This is a genomic window from Lysinibacillus sp. K60 (assembly GCF_019731275.1).
In the GTDB taxonomy this organism is placed as follows: domain Bacteria; phylum Bacillota; class Bacilli; order Bacillales_A; family Planococcaceae; genus Lysinibacillus; species Lysinibacillus capsici.
Map to the genome: position 1 here is coordinate 70,133 of NZ_JAASJR010000013.1, position 17,671 is coordinate 87,803.

The window sequence follows — 17,671 nt, forward strand, 5'->3', positions numbered from 1 at the left end:
ACAGCGCTTTTTGTTTTATTTAAATAAGTCTGGATACATTTCTTTTGCTAATGCTTCCATTCCATCAATCGTGTTATAGCCATAGCCAAACATATAATTGTAATCTACAATATACATTTGTTTATTTTTAATAGCCTTCATGCTGGAAAGTTTAGGGTTCGCATAAATATCTTCACGTACTTTTGTCAAATCAGAACCATCCCAGTTTGGTAGAATTAATACATCTGGATCTGCTGCAATTAATGTTTCAACACTTACATCGCCTGTTTCATCTTTGAAAATATTATCTAATTTAACCATTTTGAATGCATCATTAAAGAATGTTTCATCGTGTGCTGGATAAACAAAAAGCTCTTTTGGATCATTTGTATGCAGATAGGCAAATGTTTTTTCTTCTTTTATACTTTCTAATTTTGAGGAAATATCTTGTTGTCGACCTTTTAATTCTTTAATAAAGCTATCTGCTTTGTCTTGAACATTAAAAATTTCACCAATATTTTTTATATCTTTATAAATAGAATCATACGTGCCGCCTGTTACGGATGACTCTAAAACATATGTTTTTACACCCATTTCATTAAGAGAGTCTACTGTCCCTACTCCCCATTCAGCATTATCAAATAAGCCACCACGACCAAATACTAAATCAGGATCAGTACCTAATGTAACCTCTTTCCCAACATATTCATCACTTAAAATATTTAGCTTAGCATACTCTTCTTCAACAGATTTATCAACTGCGCCAAAGTTTGCACCAACACCAACGATTTTATCGCCTAATCCTAGATGTAATAATAATTCTGCAGCTGGGCGTGTATTTGCCATAATTCTTTCAGGTGCTTTATCAAATACTTGATCTTTCTTTTCCCATGTTGATCCACCTTCAGCCTTTGTAAAGTTCTCAATTGTCAGTGGATAATGCTCTTTTGTTTGTGTTTCCTTAGATGTATCTTTTGATGTGTTACCGCAGGCTGTTAATGTTAACAAAGCCGCTAAACCAATTCCTAATAATAATTTTTTCTTCATGTTTTTCCTCCTACAGTCCATATGCAAAGCCTAATCCATTCGTCACTGGATTAGTAAATGTTTTACATTTTATATGATATAAAGCTTCGATTGTTTCTGGTGTTAAAACTTCTTGGGGTGTACCATGTGCATAGATTTCACCATCTTTTACTGCATAAAGATAATCACAGTAATGTGCTGCCATTTCTAGATCATGAAGAGCTGCTAAAACACCGATTTTTAAACTTCTTACACAGGATAGTATTTCAATTTGATAACGAATATCTAAATGATTTGTTGGTTCATCCAAAATCATAAATTTAGGCTGCTGGGCGATCGTTCTTGCTAAAATAACCCGTTGCTTTTCGCCCCCAGATAGTGAAAGAAAACTGCGCTCTCTATAAGATTGTAAGTTTGTTCTTGTCAGTGCCTCTTCTACGATGTCAAAATCCTTTTGGTTATCTGACTCTAGCATTTTTTTATGAGGTGTTCTTCCTAACATCACCATTTGTTGAACGGTTAAATCAAAGTGCATTTCATTGAATTGTCCAACTACACCTAAGTGCTGAGAAATCTTTTTTTCGGGGCTTTTTAAAACATCTAAATCATCTAAGAAGACCATCCCTTTTTGAGGTACTAGACTTTTATAAATGCTTTTCAGTAAAGTTGATTTTCCGCATCCGTTTGGTCCGATTAAGCCCACAAATTGTTGCTTATTCACATGAATGGATATGTTTTTTACAATTTCCTTTTTGCCGATTTTTACTTCTATTTCCTTTGCTACTAATTCCATTGTTCTACCCTCCGAAGTTGTAACCTTTTTTTACAATCATATAGATAAATAATGGTGATCCTATGACAGAAGTAATAATACCAATCGGTAATTCTACATTTTGGATTAATGTTCTAGACAGAATATCCGCCCAAATCATGAAAAGGCCTCCTAAGAGCAATGTTCCTAACATTAATCGTTTGTGATCTGCCCCAAAAATACCCCTCGTGATATGTGGAATAATTAAACCAACAAAGCCGATCATACCTGCATAAGCGACCATCGTTCCTGTAATAAGCGAGGTAAGAATCATATACAATTTACGATACGCACTTAAGTTGATCCCTAAGGTGATAGCTGATTCATCCCCAAGTAGCATTGTATTTAGCACACGATGTTGGAAAAGGAATAATGCAGCTCCTAGTACAATCACGATTGTTAAAATTGGTGTTTTGTCCCAGCTGGCAGATGCTAAACTTCCCATAGACCAGAACGTAACAGTTTTGATACCCTCTGCATTATTGGCGAAAAAGATGATAAGGCTTGAAAACGAGCTACATAATGCACCGATAACAACCCCTGATAAAACCAATTTTACAGAGGTTGCTTTACCTCCAATGCTGGATAAGATAAGCACTGCCATAGAGGTAATCATCGCCCCTACAAATGCACCAAAGGCTACTCCAAATTGTGCTAACAATGCACTACTCCCAAAACCAACTAGAATAGCAAAGGTTGCACCTAATGACGCTCCTGAAGAAATACCAAGTATGTATGGATCAGCAAGCGGGTTTTGGACAACCGCCTGCATGACAGCCCCACACATAGCAAGTCCGACACCAATTAATAAGGCAAAAACCACACGCGGCATTCTAACCTGTAGAATAATATTCAAATAGGATTCACTTTCCACACTATCAAGTGTTCCAAGTTTTCCATTGGATATAGTATGTAGCAAAATATCCATCGATTGCTTAAAAGGTATGCTGACTTGTCCTATTGATACAGAAAAAACGGCAGATATTAAAATAGAGACTATTAAAAGCAAGATAATAACATAATAAATATTGCCCATTCCTATTCTGTTAGCTTCCTGTCTATCCAAAATTTCACCTCTATCTATTAAACTTTTGTTAATGATAACGATTATCATTTTCATTTTGTATTGTAAGTGATAATCCACTGAAAAACAACAGGAAAATTTTTAATTATAGATTATGCATACATTTAGTAGATGAACATTCCACTAATGGCGGGTTTTGATTCACCAAGATTATTGTTTCAAAAGAGAAAATTTAGGGATTTTCAATTAAACTTTGTTCTAATAAGAAATCCAAATAAAAAACCACTTTCCATAAAATTATGGAAAGTGGTTATATTTACTTGCTAAATTGTGCTTATAGGCTAAGCTAAATCTTACATCATTCCTGGCATACCGCCCATGCCGCTCATATCTGGCATTGCTGGTGCTGCTTCAGGGATATCTGCTACAACCGCTTCTGTTGTTAAGAATAGAGCTGCAACTGATGCTGCATTTTGTAAAGCTGAGCGAGTTACTTTTGCTGGGTCTACTACGCCTGCTTCCATCATGTTTACCCATTCGCCAGTTGCTGCATTGAAACCAATGCCAACTTCTTCACGTTTTAGACGATCTACGATAATTGAGCCTTCAAGACCTGCATTATTAGCAATTTGACGAACTGGTTCTTCTAAAGCACGTAGAACGATTTTCACACCTGTGGATACGTCGCCTTCTACTGCTTCAGCCGCTTTTTCTACTGCTGCATAGACGTTTAGAAGAGCAGTACCACCACCTGATACGATACCTTCTTCAACAGCCGCACGAGTCGAGTTTAAAGCATCCTCAATACGAAGTTTACGCTCTTTTAGCTCTGTTTCTGTTGCAGCGCCAACTTTGATAACTGCTACACCACCTGCTAATTTTGCAAGACGTTCTTGTAATTTTTCTTTATCGAACTCTGATGTAGTTTCTGCAAGTTGTGCACGGATTTGACCAATGCGTGATTCAATTGCGTCTGCTCCACCTACACCTTCAACGATTGTTGTGTTGTCTTTAGTTACAACAACTTTTGCTGCACGACCAAGTGCAGAAATATCAGCTGATTTTAGATCTAAGCCTAATTCTTCTGTAATCACTTGTCCACCTGTCAGGATAGCAATATCTTCAAGCATTGCTTTACGTCGATCACCGAAACCTGGTGCTTTTACTGCTACAGCATTGAATGTACCACGAAGTTTGTTCACAACAAGTGTTGCAAGAGCTTCACCTTCTACATCTTCAGCAATCATTAAAAGTGGACGACCTTGTTGTACCACTTGCTCTAATAATGGCAATACTTCTTGAATGTTTGTAATTTTTTTATCAGTAATTAAAATGTACGGGTTATCAAGAACCGCTTCCATTTTATCTGTGTCCGTTACCATGTAGTGAGAAGCATAACCACGATCAAACTGCATACCCTCAACTACATCTAGCTCTGTTGTGAAGCCTTTTGATTCTTCAATTGTAATAACTCCATCGTTACCAACGCGTTCCATTGCTTCAGCGATTAGTTGTCCAACTTCATCATCTGCAGCAGAAATGGCAGCAACTTGTGCAATTTCTTCCTTATTGCTTACAGGGCGAGAAATAGCATGTAATTCAGTAAGTGCTGCAGCAACTGCTTTATCGATACCTTTACGGATACCTACAGGATTTGCGCCAGCTGTAACGTTTTTCAAGCCTTCACGAATAATTGCTTGGGCTAATACTGTTGCTGTAGTTGTACCATCACCAGCGATTTCGTTTGTCTTAGAAGCAACTTCTGCTACTAATTTTGCTCCCATGTTTTCGTATGGGTTTTCTAGTTCGATTTCTTTAGCAATTGTCACACCATCATTTGTAATAAGTGGTGAACCGAATTTTTTTTCTAAAACAACATTACGTCCTTTTGGTCCTAATGTTACTTTTACTGCATTTGCTAATTTATCTACACCTTGTAACATTAATGAACGAGCGTCTTCTGAGAATTTAATATCTTTTGCCATGAGAATTTACCCTCCTGAAATGGAATATTCGTTAAGCTTCTTCAATATATTTATAACAATTTCACCTTATTGTCACATTTGTTATGCAAACAATAAGCATCCACCTTACGTAAGGTGCCTTTAATGTTCTTATTCAATAATTGCAAGAATATCGCTTTCGCGTAAAATTAGGTATTCATTACCTTCAAATTTAACTTCTGTGCCAGCGTATTTAGAGAAAATAATGCGGTCGTCAACTTTAACGTCAAGCTCTACACGTTGCCCGTTCTCTAATACACGACCTGTCCCAACTGCTACTACTTTACCTTCTTGTGGTTTTTCTTTTGCAGAGTCAGGTAGTACAATACCGAATGCAGATTTTTCTTCTACCTCGATTAGTTCAATTACAATACGATCTCCTAGTGGTCTTAACAAGTGAAACAACCTCCTAATAATTAAATAATTGTTGATATTTATTAGCACTCTATATCAATGAGTGCTAACACAATTATTATGATAATCAATCACTCTTTTTTTTGCAAGTCAGAACTTCAAAAAATTTTGTTTTCTTTCCATATTCCTCTACAATAGAAAGGAAGCATATGAATGGAAAGGATTTTGATTGTGACTAATTCTCAAAAAGTAACGAAACATAAAAAAACAGCCCTGTATGTTTTGCTGATTTATATCTTGATGCAAATCTCTAGCAGATGGTTGCTCTTACCGTTCCATAAGCTCATCATGAAGGTAACTGGTTTAGCTTCTGAACAAGCGGCTCCTATTACTCAAGGTTGGTATATTGCCCTAAGTTTTGCGGTAGCGCTCATTTTAAGCTTAATCCTTACATCTCGAGATAAAGCATTTTGGAACATTTATCAAGGAAAAAAAGAAACGATACCTCTAACAATTGTGTGGGGAATCATCGGCTTCTTTCTAGTGTTCTTTGGACAAATGATTGGTGCAGCTATTGAGATGGCTGTTTTCGGTATTGAAGGAGGCTCACAAAATACTGCTGATATTGTCGCAATAGCTAAAGGTGCTCCCATTGCCATATTAGCAATTGTTGTATTCGGGCCAATTTTAGAAGAATTCGTCTTCCGTAGAGTAATCTTTGGCTCGCTTGTCCAAAAAACAAATTTCTGGGTGGCAGCAATTGTAAGTGCCATTTTCTTTGCGATTATCCACTTCGACTTCTCTCATATCTTACTTTATACCATTTGTGGTTTAATCTTCGCCTTTTTATATCACAAAACAAAACGCATTTGGACGTCTATTATTGCACACGTCATGCTTAATGGATTTGTGACACTTGTACAATTCTATGCGGAACCATTGCAAAAGTTTCTTCAAGAACTCGAAAAAATGCAATAAATTTTTGTAAAGCGATTGTAAGCTGCAAAAATAACACAAAAGCTCGGTGTCCCATTTAGGGCACCGAGCTTTATTTATTACTGTTGATTCAATTCTTCTATTTGTCGTCGTTGCTGCTCAAGTGCCTCTTCAATCTGACGCTTTTGTTCTGCTTCCTGCTCTTCTTTTAAACGGATCTCTTCAGATTTTAAATATTTGCGATAGCCTATTTTCGCTACCCAAACACTAAACTCATAGAGTAAAAACATTGGTACTGTTACGATTAAATGACTCATTAAATCTGGTGGTGTAATCATAGCCGCAATGACAAAAAGTCCGAAATAAGCATATTTTCTGTTCTTTGTCATAACTTGTGGATTTAGAATACCCAAACGTGCAAAGAATAGGAGTACAATTGGTAATTGGAAAACAAATCCAAAAGGTAAGGTGATTTGAAATAAAAACGAGAAATACTCATTAATTCCAATTGTTAGTTGTACACCTAGACGGTCAGATAAATCAATCATAAAGTTCAATACATATGGAAATAAAATAAAGTATGAAAAAACAATTCCAGCTACAAATAAGATAAATGTAAAGGGTATATAGCTTAATGTTACCCGACGTTCCTTTTCATATAGTCCTGGTGAAATAAAGGCCCATAGCTGATATAGAATAATAGGAGACGTCAACAATAAGGCTATATAAAAAATCATTTGAAAATAAATTTTTATAGAGTCTGTTATTCTGAACGCGTTTAAAGAGAAACTCTGTGCGGTTTCACTGCTTTGTAAAAAATGAATAAGCGGCTCCGCCAAAAAAAACGCTCCAGCCACCGCAATAACAAAGAAAACGACTGCAAAGTAAAGTCGTTTCCTTAATTCTTCTATATGCTCAATGACAGTTTGGTTGTTTGCATTCATATTAGAAAGACATCCTTCAGTTACTTATCATCGTTTTTTACTTCGATGACTTTCTTTTTATCATTATCATCATCATCTGCTAACCCTTTAGTAGCATTTTTAAATTCACGCAGTGTAGAACCCATAGCTTTCCCTAACTCTGGTAACTTTTTAGGGCCAAATATTAAAATTGCTACAATTCCAATAATGATAAGGCTCATAGGACCGATACCCATTACAGCCACCTCCTCTTATATATTTTACATTTTAACTCACTTTCGATAATTTGGCTAACTAATATTATGTGAAAGTTTTACGTCTTGCTATTCACCACAACAGCCTAAACACGCTATGTAAAGAATCACTCTTCCTGATTACGAATTAAATAAATAAGCGCTTGCAACTCTACCGATAAATCGATGGTTAAAAGCTGCATTCTATCAGGTACTGTTAATCGCTCTGGCGTAAAGTTTAAAATTCCCTTTGCATTCATGGCAGCTAAGCGATCCGCCATTTTTTGAGCGGAGCGTGGTGAAACGGTTAAAATAGCAAGCTCTGCACCGTATTCTGCATATTTTTCTTCCAATAAATCTGGATGAAAAACCGGAATGTTACTGATCATTTTGCCATCCTTCGGTGCTTTTGAATCGAATGCTACCACAATATGTGTATTATGGTTTTTTTGAAAATTATATTTTAATAATGCACTGCCTAAATTCCCCACACCAATTAACGCTACTTTTGTCGTTTCATGTTGATCAAGCGTCTGGCTAAAAAATTGTAATAGATGCTGCACATCGTAGCCATAACCTTTTTTCCCAAGTGCACCAAAATAAGAAAAATCACGGCGAATAGTTGCAGAATCTATTTTCATCGCTTCACTCAATTCCTTCGACGAAATACGTTCCATACCTTCTTGTGCAAAGTTTTGAATAAATCGATAGTAAAGAGGAAGTCTTTTTGTAGTGGCTTGTGGAATTTTTAATTCTTGTTTCAAACTTTTTCCTCCTTATGATGTACCTCCATCAATTTTACTGTCTTTAACTACTAATTTTAATACATTCATCCTTAACAATATACAACATTTTTGCAATCCCCTGCTGTATTTCTCTTTAGTTAATGGCGCCTTATACGCAGCTAACTAAAAAGAAATCGTTTCAATCTTACATGACTGCTAGGAATAAGTAAAGCACGGACATTGCATGCAAATCGTTCATCCATTACACTAAGGTAGAATTGAGGTGTCAAGAATGATTGTTTTACAGGTCAATCAACTAACTAAATCCTTTCTTGCAGATGAAATTTTAAGTGGTGTTAAATTAGAAGTTCAACACCGTGACCGTGTTGCCTTAGTAGGACGAAACGGTGCAGGTAAATCTACTTTATTAAAAATAATTGCTGGTCAAATGTCTTATGATTCAGGTGATATCATTATCCCAAAGGATATTCAAATAGGCTATTTAGAGCAACATGCAGGATTAAACTCTACGCTAACAATTTGGAATGAAATGATGACTATATTTGAATCTCTTTTAGCCCAAGAACAGCTGCTACGCTCACTTGAACAACAAATGGCTGATCCTACTGTCTATGAAAACCCTACTATGTATGCGAAGGTTATGTCGGAATATGATCAATTACAGCATACGTTTAAAGATGCAGGTGGCTATCAATATGAATCAGACATACGCTCAGTCCTTCATGGTATGCAATTTTATTCTGAAGACTATGACAAACCCATCAGTTCCTTATCTGGTGGACAGCGCACACGTTTAGCACTTGCTAAGCTCTTACTTAGTAAACCAGATCTTTTAATTCTCGATGAGCCAACGAACCATTTAGATATCGAAACACTATCTTGGTTGGAATCCTATTTAAAGGGCTATGAAGGCGCTATTTTAATTGTTTCCCATGACCGCTACTTCTTAGACCAAGTCGTTTCTATTGTCTACGAAGTATCCCGACATCGCGTTACCAAATACCCTGGTAATTATAGTGCATATTTAGATGAAAAAGCTAAAAATTATGAGCGTGATGTCAAACTCTATGAACGTCAGCAAGATGAAAAGGCTAAGCTAGAGGATTTTATCCAAAAAAATATTGCACGTGCTTCTACAACAAAAATGGCACAAAGTCGACGTAAAATGCTTGAACGTACAGAGTGGATGGAATCGCCGGATGGTGATGAGAAATCCGCTAGTTTCGGTTTCACGATTGAACGTCAAAGTGGAAATGACGTGTTATCTGTTGATGAATTAACGATTGGTTATAACGATCGTACCATTTCTAGGGGGATAAACCTTCGCACTTTTCGTGAGGATCGCATTGCCCTTGTTGGACCAAACGGAGTTGGTAAATCGACACTATTAAAAACAATTGTAAAAGATTTATCCCCTCTTGCAGGTAGTATTCGTTATGGTACGAATGTACAAATCGGCTACTATGATCAAGAGCAAGCAAAGCTATCGAGCAATAAGAGTGTCCTGAAAGAATTATGGGATGAATGGCCACTCATGAACGAAAAAGATATTCGTACTGTATTAGGGCGTTTTCTTTTTAGTGGTGAAGATGTGGATAAAGCTGTATCCTCTTTATCGGGCGGTGAAAAAGCACGCCTTGCACTCGCAAAGCTAATGATGCAAAAGGCTAATTTCCTAATTCTGGATGAGCCTACCAATCATTTAGACTTAGATAGCAAAGAGGTATTAGAAAATGCCTTGATTGATTATCCTGGTACGCTTCTATTTGTCTCACATGACCGCTACTTCATTAATCGTATCGCAACGAAAGTGGTGGAGTTATCTGGAACGGGTTCATTTGAATATTTAGGTGACTACGATTATTACGTTGAGAAAAAGCAGGAACTATTGGAGCTAGCACAAATGAAGGCTGCCTCCCAACCACAAGTACAGCAAGACCTGCCTGATAAAACGACTACATCAAAAATTGATAAAGAAGCAAAAAAACGTGAACGTCAAATTAGACGTACGATCGAAGATTTAGAAAGCAAGATGCAAGAAACATCTGCTATTGTTGCAAGACTAGAAGAGGCTCTTTGTGACTCTGCCATTTTCACCGACCATGAAAAAATTTCAATGCTTCAAGCAGAATTAGCAACTGCTAAAGAGCAGCATGAGCTATTAGAATTAGAATGGCTTGAGTTAAATGAAGAACTTGAAAATATTAGTATGTAAAGGATGTAAGCCATGTGAAAGGTCACATGGCTTTTTCTTTACTTGTCTTCATTTTTCATATATATTGGTCAAGTGCTATTTTTCGACAAAAAATGCCCACAGTTTTATTCACACTATAAATCTAGTAATACCAACATATCAACAGAGTTTTCCACATTGTCCACAATAGAAATTTATTTTATCCACATTCTATCGTATAAAACCAGCTACTATATATTGAATAATCACAAGTTATACACAAGTTATCAACAATTTGTGCATAAGTACGCGTGTTCGCCATTTAATTCCCTCCTTTACCTGTGGATAATTTTCTGAAAAATTTGTCAATTGCGATGCTTCTATTGACTATTCCCTTAGCACGGTTCTTTTTTATCAACAATGATTCGACAATTAAAAAAAGAGATATCTAAAAATATAGATACCTCTTTCCTATACTATACCCAGGATTTTAACTCCATTCCTGGACGTCCATTCATCATTAAGTTTCCTCGAATACCAGCCTCAAACATCGGCATAGCTGCTGCGCCAATCATTGCCGCATTATCAGTACACAATTTAAGCGGGGGTACAAAAAACGGGATACCTTCCTCTTCAAATACAGTCTCCAAAGAAATTCGCAAACCTTTATTTGCTGCTACACCTCCAGCTGCAATAACCTGCTTCACCTGATATTCGCGAGCAGCACGTAATGTTTTAGCAGTCAGTACTTCAACAACACTTTCTTGAAAGCCCTTGGCAACAGCTGTTGGTGAAATAGCTTCACCTCGTTGGTCCATATTATGTTTATAATTGATGACAGCTGATTTTAAACCGCTAAAGCTGAAATCATACGAATCCTCTTCCAACCATACTCTTGGAAAAGGAACAGCCTCTCCTTCCTCATGAGCAAGACGATCAATATGTGGCCCACCAGGATAAGGTAAATTTAAAACACGCGCCACTTTATCATAAGCCTCACCAGCTGCATCATCTCGTGTTTCACCAATGACCTCAAAAGAGCCATGTTCCTTCATATAGACAAGCTCTGTATGACCGCCTGAAACGACTAGTGCTAATAAAGGGAACTCCATTGGCTGAACAAGCGCATTGGCATAAATATGCCCTGCAATATGATGTACACCTACAATTGGTAAGTTGTTTGCAAAGGCAAAAGCCTTCGCCGCATTAATGCCAATCAACAATGCACCTACAAGACCCGGACCCTCTGTAACAGCAATCGCATCTAAATCTGTCGGCTTTAATTTTGCTTGGGCTAATGCTTCTTCAATTACCATCGTAATTTGTTCAACGTGATGGCGTGATGCAATTTCAGGGACAACGCCACCAAATCGCTTATGACTCTCTATTTGAGAAGCAACAACATTCGACACGATTTCATGACCATTTCGAATAATCGCTGCAGCTGTTTCATCACAGCTTGATTCTATTGCTAATATCAATCCATTATTCATTATAAATTCACCCACATGACAAGGGCATCCTCCCCGTTATCAGTATAATAGCCTTTCCGTATACCACCATCTTGGAATTGAAGCTTACGATAAAGATTTTGTGCAACCGTGTTCGTTACTCGTACCTCCAATGTCATAACCTCCATTCCATGTAAACGAGCTATTTGCAGCGCCTCACGCATTAATCCCTCGCCTATACCTCGTCCACGCGCTGCCTCAATAACAGCTACATTCGTAATTTGGGCTGCATCTATAACCATCCACATCCCGCAAAAACCAATAATACTTCCACTTGCATCAACAGCCAGCACATAATGGGCATACTGATTTTCATGCACTTCATAGTAAAAGGAATCCAACGTCCAAGGTACAGGAAATGAAGCGACTTCAATTTCATAAACTGCTGGTACATCATCAGAAACCATTTTACGATAAGTTACATCACTACTCATGTTCTTTCTCCTTCTGTTCTTTCAGCCAATTTGCTTCAGCCTCTGCAATTCGTTTATATTGTGGGACAAAGTGATGAGTAGCTTCAACACTTGGTAATTCCACTTTAGTTCCTAAACGAATAACTTCCGTTGCACGTGGCAAGTCAAGACTAAAAGGTGCACGAAAAGCGTTATCGCCAAGCTTCTCTACAATGTTATCCCAAAATATGCCCACATCTGTTCCTACAAATAAAATAGGTGCATCTAATGCCCTTAAACGCTCTAACAAATCAGTGATATGTGTATGATGATCCTCCACAAGAGCCTCTAGTGTCACTCCTTGATAAACTGCTGTATAAACATTGTCTCTTCTTGCATCAAAAATTGGACAAATTAATCCATTATAAAGGGCAGCATTTGCAGCTAATGCTTTTAAGCTAGAGACACCGACTAAGGGTATCTGTAATGTCCATGCTAGGGTTTTCGCTAATGTTACACCTATACGGACCCCTGTATACGATCCTGGCCCTTCAGACACTGCAATGACATCCAAGTCACCTGCCTTCAAACCTGCTCTTGCTAATACCTCTTCAATAGCGGGCATTGCGCCTGCTGAATGTGTTAATTTTATATTTTGTACCAGCTCCGCTACCACTTTTCCATCCATCACCACAGCAACGGAAAGTGGTGTATTTGCTGTTTCTATTCCTAACCAAATCATTTCATTAGCTCCTCACATAGTGCCTCATAACGTTCCCCACTAGGTATGAACACGAATCGTCGTTCATTGTCTCCGATTCGATAAATCTCTATCGCTAATCGATTCTGTGGCAAATCCTGTTCAATTAAATGCGCCCACTCTACCACTGATACGGCATCTCCATAAAATAATTCATCCCAACCAAGGTCCTCGTCACTTTCAGCCAAACGATAAACATCTAAATGATTGAAGGGTAAACGTCCTTCATACTGTTTAATGATTGTAAATGTTGGACTGTTGACCGTTCTTTTCACACCAAGCCCTTTTGCTAAGGCCTTCGTAAACGTTGTCTTGCCTGCACCCAAATCTCCTTCTAATGTAATCGTATCTTGAGCTTCTAGTAAATTGGCAAGTGCCAGGGCAAACCGCTCTGTATCATCAACTGAATTCATGATTATTTCATACATTCTCATTTTTCCTCTCATCACTACATTATCTCTAGTTTACCTAAACTAGCGAAAATGTTCAAAGCATCCCATATCATTATATCCTACTTAGATTATCTTCGTTAAAAAGCCTAATTCAGGTAGCTCATTTAAATAAAAAAAACACGCCTTCTTTTACAAAGACGTGACAATTATTTATCTGTTTGAATGACCTTTCACTGCTATGATTTCTTTGCCAATTAGTTTATCATCCTTAAATTTCACTATATAGGCCTGTGTCATCAAAATTTCATCATTCCAACGATATTCATTATTTTTGATTTTTTTACCTGCGCCGCCTGCTGCTTCTACTACCTCAATATATGACATATCATTTTTTAATTTCTCAAATTCTACTTCGCTCATATTTTTTTGCCAGTGATACGCATTTGATTCTTCAATCTCCATAATAGGATCTCCACAGCCTACCATCATTATCATGGAACCAATAAGCAAAGGTAAATAAATACTTTTAAAAAAATAATCTTTGCTCATCTAAACACCTCCGTAGCCAATCCGATTACTTCTACATTTTTACCCCTAATCTTTATATCAGAAACACCTCTAATTTTACCTTATAGAAACGCTATCATTTATCGGTAATTTTTACTATTTTTAGATAATGTTAAATATATGAAATTCGTTATGTTTAAGGCAATACTATCGATCATTTCAAAGCGATTTAAGCCATTTTTTAGACAGCATTGATATGTTTTAGGGAAATAGATGTTGTTTATTGAATAATAAAGGGAAGTTGGTCTCAAATACTTCACAGAATGTTATGCTTTTAGCCTCTGTGTTTCTACTAGGCAGTGATGATCCTTTCGACGTTATTCATTTGTCATGTTATTTCTATTTAATTTTACTGATAAGCTCCTAAAAGATGAATTGGATCCATACGCCAATCACATACAAAAAAGTCCTTATGATGTAAAATCATAAGGACTGGAATATTAATTTAAATGGCGGTCCCGACCGGGATCGAACCGGCGATCTCCTGCGTGACAGGCAGGCATGTTAACCGCTACACCACGGGACCTCTTTAAGACATTTATAAATGTATCATAAGAAATACTACAATGCAATACTTTTTTAATAGAATTTGAACAATTCTACAATAATATTTTATTTTTTTGTTTATATGCTATTATTACCTACAAAATATATATCAGGAGGTAATATATGTCTACTATTTACGAAACTCGTAGAGCAATTTTCAAATCAAAGCTTGAGGAGGATATAGCTTTCATTACATCGCCAGCTAATATTTTTTATTACACTGGTTTTTTATCTAATCCTCATGAGCGCTTTATGGCACTTATTTTCAATAGCAAAACAAATGAAGAAATATTATATGTTCCTGCCTTAGATTTAGAAGCAGCAGTACAAGTTACTGATATTCAACACATTGTACCAATAAGTGATGAGCAAATGCCATTTGAGGTTGTCAAAAGCACCATAGGAAACCTTGGTCAAACAGCTGGTGTGGAAGCAAAGGCACTTAATCTTTCACGCTATTTGGAGCTTACAAGTACCTTAGATGTACAAGTCAAAGATATTCAACAACTAGTCAATAGGCAACGCTTGCATAAAACGCGAGATGAACTCAATCAACTGAAAGTGGCCATTGATATTATTGAACAGGTGATGACAGAGGGCATCAAAAAAATTCATATTGGCATGACCGAATTAGACCTTGTTGCCGAGCTAGAATATTTAATGCGTAAATTTGGAGCGGATGGCCAGTCCTTTGCCTCGATTATTTTGTCTGGTGGAAATGCTGCCTTGCCGCATGGTCAACCTAGTATGCGAAAAATCGAGCATGGAGATTTTGTGCTGATTGACATGGGTGTGATTAAAGATGGCTACTGCTCTGATATTACAAGAACATTTGTCATTGGCGAAGCGACAGAAAAACAACGAGAAATATATGAGACCGTACTAGCTTCGACACTAGCTGGTATTAAAGCAGCAAAAGCTAACATTCCATTAAAACAAGTAGATTTGGCTGCAAGAGCAGTTATTGAAAAGAAGGGCTATGGCGACTATTTCAACAACCGCGTTGGTCACGGACTTGGCATTGAAGTTCATGAAGAACCTTCTGTCCATGCAGGAAACAATGATTTAATTACAACTGGTATGGTATTTACAATTGAACCAGGTATTTATATACCCCATTACGGAGGCGTTCGTATCGAGGACAATGTTTACATCAATGAACTTGGCAAAGCAGAAGTGTTGACTACTTTTCCACGCGAATTACAAATTTTATAACCTGCCTAGCACAAAGGAAGTAAATTCGAATTTTTCGAGTTTACTCTTTTTTTGGCACTAATCTTGCAAATAAAATAATAGATTCAACAAACTAAATTAGTAGGAGGTCATTTCCATGATTCGCTACATTTTCACCCGAATCGGCTTCATGATGATTACGTTATTTATCATCATCTTGCTTTCATTTTTACTTATGAAAGCTCTACCTGGTTCTCCATTCAACGATGAACGGTTACCTGAAGCGCAAAAAGAATTACTGTACAAAAAATACGGTCTAGATAAACCAGTACCTGTACAGTTTGGGATTTACCTGTCGAATCTTGTTCAAGGGGATTTAGGTGTTTCTTTTGTTTTTGATAATCGCCCGGTTACGAAAATTATTCAAGAACGCATTGGCGCATCGGCTATTCTCGGATTCCAAGCCGTTTTTGTCGGTACTATTATCGGCTTACTGTTAGGTATCGTAGCAGCATTAAAACATAACACCATGATTGATTACGGTGCAACCGTCTTAGCAGTACTCGGTATTTCTATTCCTTCATTTGTATTTGCAGGCTTTTTACAATATTGGGTTGGTGTTAAACTCGGCTGGCTGCCAATTGCTTTTTGGAATGGTTTTGAATACTCGATTTTACCAACCATCGCTTTAGCAGTTGGCGTTGTGGCAACTATTGCCCGCTTTACTCGCATTGAAATGTTAGAGGTACTCAACCAAGAATATATTTTAACCGCTCAATCAAAAGGATTATCGAATGCTTATATTATTACAAAACACGGGATTCGCAATGCGCTCATTCCAATCATTACAATTATCGGACCGTTAACTGTGAATACGATTACTGGTTCACTTGTTATTGAGAAAATTTTCAGTATCCCTGGTTTAGGGGAGCAATTTGTTAATTCGATTATTACAAATGATTATCAACTAATTATGGGCACAACGATTTTTTACGCTTTTTTATTTGTCAGTGTCATTTTAATTATTGATATTTTATACGGGTTCATTGATCCTCGTATTCGTGTAGCGGGAGGCGAATAATTTATGACAACCAAAATCACTGAAGGCACAAAGCATTATCCAGCCGATTTATTTGAACCTGCCTCTCAAGCAGATAAGGTCTCAGATATTGTGCATCGACCTGAGCAATCATTTTGGCAAGATGCATGGCGTGGTTTACGTAAAAATAAAGCAGCTATTGTCGGCTTATGTATTATTATTTTCGTTATTTTATTAGCTGTTTTCGGCCCATTTATGAATAGCCATGGCTACGATGAACAAAACATTGCGCGCACCAATCTACCACCAAAAGTTCCCGTTCTGGAATATTTGCCTTTCTTAGGTTTGAATGGTGTCGATGGGCGTGGCGTGGACCAATACGAAAAAAAGGGTATAACCGAATATTTTTGGTTCGGTACAGATGAATTAGGACGAGATTTATGGACACGAATTTGGCAAGGCACGCGTATTTCACTTTATATCGCCTTTCTCGCAGCCACGATTGATTTAATTATCGGTGTTGCTTATGGTGCTATCTCAGCCTTTTATGGGGGACGTACTGATAATGTCATGCAACGTATTATTGAAGTATTAGTTGGTATTCCAGGGTTAATAGTCAATATTCTTCTTATTCTGATTTTGAAGCCCGGCATCATTTCTATTACTCTCGCAATGGTTATCGTTGGCTGGATTAGCATGGCCCGTATCGTTCGCGCACAAATATTAAAGCTCAAATCATATGAATATGTACTGGCCTCCCGAACACTCGGAGCGAGTAACCAACGATTAATTTGGAAGCATTTAATTCCTAATACACTTGGCCCAATTATTGTCGCTACTACTTTTACTATACCTGGCGCGATATTCACAGAAGCCTTACTTAGTTTTATCGGATTAGGGCTACAACCACCTACCGCTTCCTTAGGAACAATTGTGAATGACTCATATAAACTATTGCGCATTTACCCACATGGCATGATTGTTTCTTCTATTATTATTAGCTTAATTATGATTAGCTTCAATTTACTTGGAGATGGACTGCGCGATGCATTCGATCCAAAAGTACGTAAATAAGGAGGTGTT

Annotated in this window: 18 protein-coding genes and 1 tRNA gene; 5 read left to right on the forward strand and 14 right to left on the reverse strand. The window is 37.3% G+C overall.

Annotated features, from left to right (window positions below; all coding sequences use genetic code 11):
* Positions 1–15 precede the first annotated feature (15 nt).
* From HCH28_RS21465 to groES, 5 genes are all read right to left on the reverse strand, one after another.
* Positions 16–1,026 (reverse strand): ABC transporter substrate-binding protein, encoded by a 1,011-nt coding sequence (locus HCH28_RS21465; protein WP_221683015.1) that lies wholly within the window; start codon positions 1,024–1,026, stop codon positions 16–18.
* A 10-nt stretch (positions 1,027–1,036) separates the two neighbouring features.
* Positions 1,037–1,798, reverse strand: a complete 762-nt coding sequence (locus tag HCH28_RS21470; protein ID WP_221683016.1) for an ABC transporter ATP-binding protein — start codon at positions 1,796–1,798, stop codon at positions 1,037–1,039.
* A gap of 4 nt (positions 1,799–1,802) precedes the next feature.
* Positions 1,803–2,882, reverse strand: coding sequence for a FecCD family ABC transporter permease (locus HCH28_RS21475; protein WP_221683017.1), 1,080 nt, complete (start codon positions 2,880–2,882; stop codon positions 1,803–1,805).
* Positions 2,883–3,193: 311 nt separating this feature from the next.
* Entirely contained in the window at positions 3,194–4,825 is a 1,632-nt protein-coding gene (groL, locus tag HCH28_RS21480) for a chaperonin GroEL (protein WP_004224361.1), read from the reverse strand.
* Positions 4,826–4,954: 129 nt separating this feature from the next.
* Positions 4,955–5,239 carry a co-chaperone GroES gene (gene groES, locus HCH28_RS21485; protein ID WP_004224358.1) on the reverse strand — a complete coding sequence of 95 codons (285 nt, stop codon included), beginning with the start codon at positions 5,237–5,239 and terminating at the stop codon, positions 4,955–4,957.
* Between the two features lie 171 nt (positions 5,240–5,410).
* On the opposite strand from groES, the gene HCH28_RS21490 reads away from it, so the two are divergent.
* The gene (locus HCH28_RS21490; RefSeq protein ID WP_221683018.1) at positions 5,411–6,175 is read left to right on the forward strand and encodes a CPBP family intramembrane glutamic endopeptidase; all 765 of its coding nucleotides are present in this window, start codon (positions 5,411–5,413) and stop codon (positions 6,173–6,175) included.
* Positions 6,176–6,252: 77 nt separating this feature from the next.
* Here the strand turns inward: HCH28_RS21490 and tatC are convergent, their stop codons facing one another.
* From tatC to HCH28_RS21505, 3 genes are all read right to left on the reverse strand, one after another.
* Positions 6,253–7,077: a twin-arginine translocase subunit TatC gene (gene tatC, locus HCH28_RS21495; protein WP_221683019.1), complete on the reverse strand. Its 825-nt coding sequence runs from the start codon at positions 7,075–7,077 to the stop codon at positions 6,253–6,255.
* Positions 7,078–7,097: 20 nt separating this feature from the next.
* A complete protein-coding gene (gene tatA / locus HCH28_RS21500; RefSeq protein WP_004224351.1) occupies positions 7,098–7,292 on the reverse strand; it encodes a twin-arginine translocase TatA/TatE family subunit in 195 nt (64 codons plus the stop codon).
* A gap of 125 nt (positions 7,293–7,417) precedes the next feature.
* Positions 7,418–8,053 carry a redox-sensing transcriptional repressor Rex gene (locus HCH28_RS21505; RefSeq protein ID WP_004224350.1) on the reverse strand — a complete coding sequence of 212 codons (636 nt, stop codon included), beginning with the start codon at positions 8,051–8,053 and terminating at the stop codon, positions 7,418–7,420.
* Between the two features lie 253 nt (positions 8,054–8,306).
* Here HCH28_RS21505 and HCH28_RS21510 point away from each other — a divergent pair, with 253 nt between their 5' ends.
* Entirely contained in the window at positions 8,307–10,250 is a 1,944-nt protein-coding gene (locus HCH28_RS21510) for an ABC transporter ATP-binding protein (protein WP_221683020.1), read from the forward strand.
* Between the two features lie 434 nt (positions 10,251–10,684).
* Here the strand turns inward: HCH28_RS21510 and tsaD are convergent, their stop codons facing one another.
* From tsaD to HCH28_RS21540, 6 genes are all read right to left on the reverse strand, one after another.
* The gene (gene tsaD, locus HCH28_RS21515) at positions 10,685–11,701 is read right to left on the reverse strand and encodes a tRNA (adenosine(37)-N6)-threonylcarbamoyltransferase complex transferase subunit TsaD (RefSeq protein WP_221683021.1); all 1,017 of its coding nucleotides are present in this window, start codon (positions 11,699–11,701) and stop codon (positions 10,685–10,687) included.
* Positions 11,701–12,153: a ribosomal protein S18-alanine N-acetyltransferase gene (rimI, locus tag HCH28_RS21520; protein ID WP_202342881.1), complete on the reverse strand. Its 453-nt coding sequence runs from the start codon at positions 12,151–12,153 to the stop codon at positions 11,701–11,703. Before rimI ends, tsaD begins: the two co-directional genes overlap by 1 nt.
* Positions 12,146–12,853 carry a tRNA (adenosine(37)-N6)-threonylcarbamoyltransferase complex dimerization subunit type 1 TsaB gene (tsaB, locus tag HCH28_RS21525; RefSeq protein ID WP_221683022.1) on the reverse strand — a complete coding sequence of 236 codons (708 nt, stop codon included), beginning with the start codon at positions 12,851–12,853 and terminating at the stop codon, positions 12,146–12,148. Before tsaB ends, rimI begins: the two co-directional genes overlap by 8 nt.
* Positions 12,850–13,299 carry a tRNA (adenosine(37)-N6)-threonylcarbamoyltransferase complex ATPase subunit type 1 TsaE gene (tsaE, locus tag HCH28_RS21530; RefSeq protein ID WP_221683023.1) on the reverse strand — a complete coding sequence of 150 codons (450 nt, stop codon included), beginning with the start codon at positions 13,297–13,299 and terminating at the stop codon, positions 12,850–12,852. Before tsaE ends, tsaB begins: the two co-directional genes overlap by 4 nt.
* Positions 13,300–13,473: 174 nt before the next feature.
* Entirely contained in the window at positions 13,474–13,812 is a 339-nt protein-coding gene (locus HCH28_RS21535) for a hypothetical protein (protein WP_221683024.1), read from the reverse strand.
* 468 nt (positions 13,813–14,280) lie between these two features.
* Positions 14,281–14,356: transfer RNA gene (locus HCH28_RS21540), tRNA-Asp, on the reverse strand.
* Positions 14,357–14,499: 143 nt separating this feature from the next.
* Between HCH28_RS21540 and HCH28_RS21545 the strand changes: the two genes are divergently transcribed.
* The 3 genes from HCH28_RS21545 to opp3C all read left to right on the forward strand — a co-directional run bounded on the left by HCH28_RS21545 (position 14,500) and on the right by opp3C (position 17,662).
* Positions 14,500–15,591 (forward strand): aminopeptidase P family protein, encoded by a 1,092-nt coding sequence (locus HCH28_RS21545; RefSeq protein WP_004224330.1) that lies wholly within the window; start codon positions 14,500–14,502, stop codon positions 15,589–15,591.
* Positions 15,592–15,706: 115 nt separating this feature from the next.
* Positions 15,707–16,630, forward strand: a complete 924-nt coding sequence (gene opp3b, locus HCH28_RS21550) for an oligopeptide ABC transporter permease (RefSeq protein WP_004224327.1) — start codon at positions 15,707–15,709, stop codon at positions 16,628–16,630.
* Positions 16,631–16,633: 3 nt separating this feature from the next.
* Positions 16,634–17,662, forward strand: a complete 1,029-nt coding sequence (opp3C, locus tag HCH28_RS21555) for an oligopeptide ABC transporter permease (protein ID WP_221683025.1) — start codon at positions 16,634–16,636, stop codon at positions 17,660–17,662.
* The last annotated feature ends 9 nt before the right edge of the window (positions 17,663–17,671 follow it).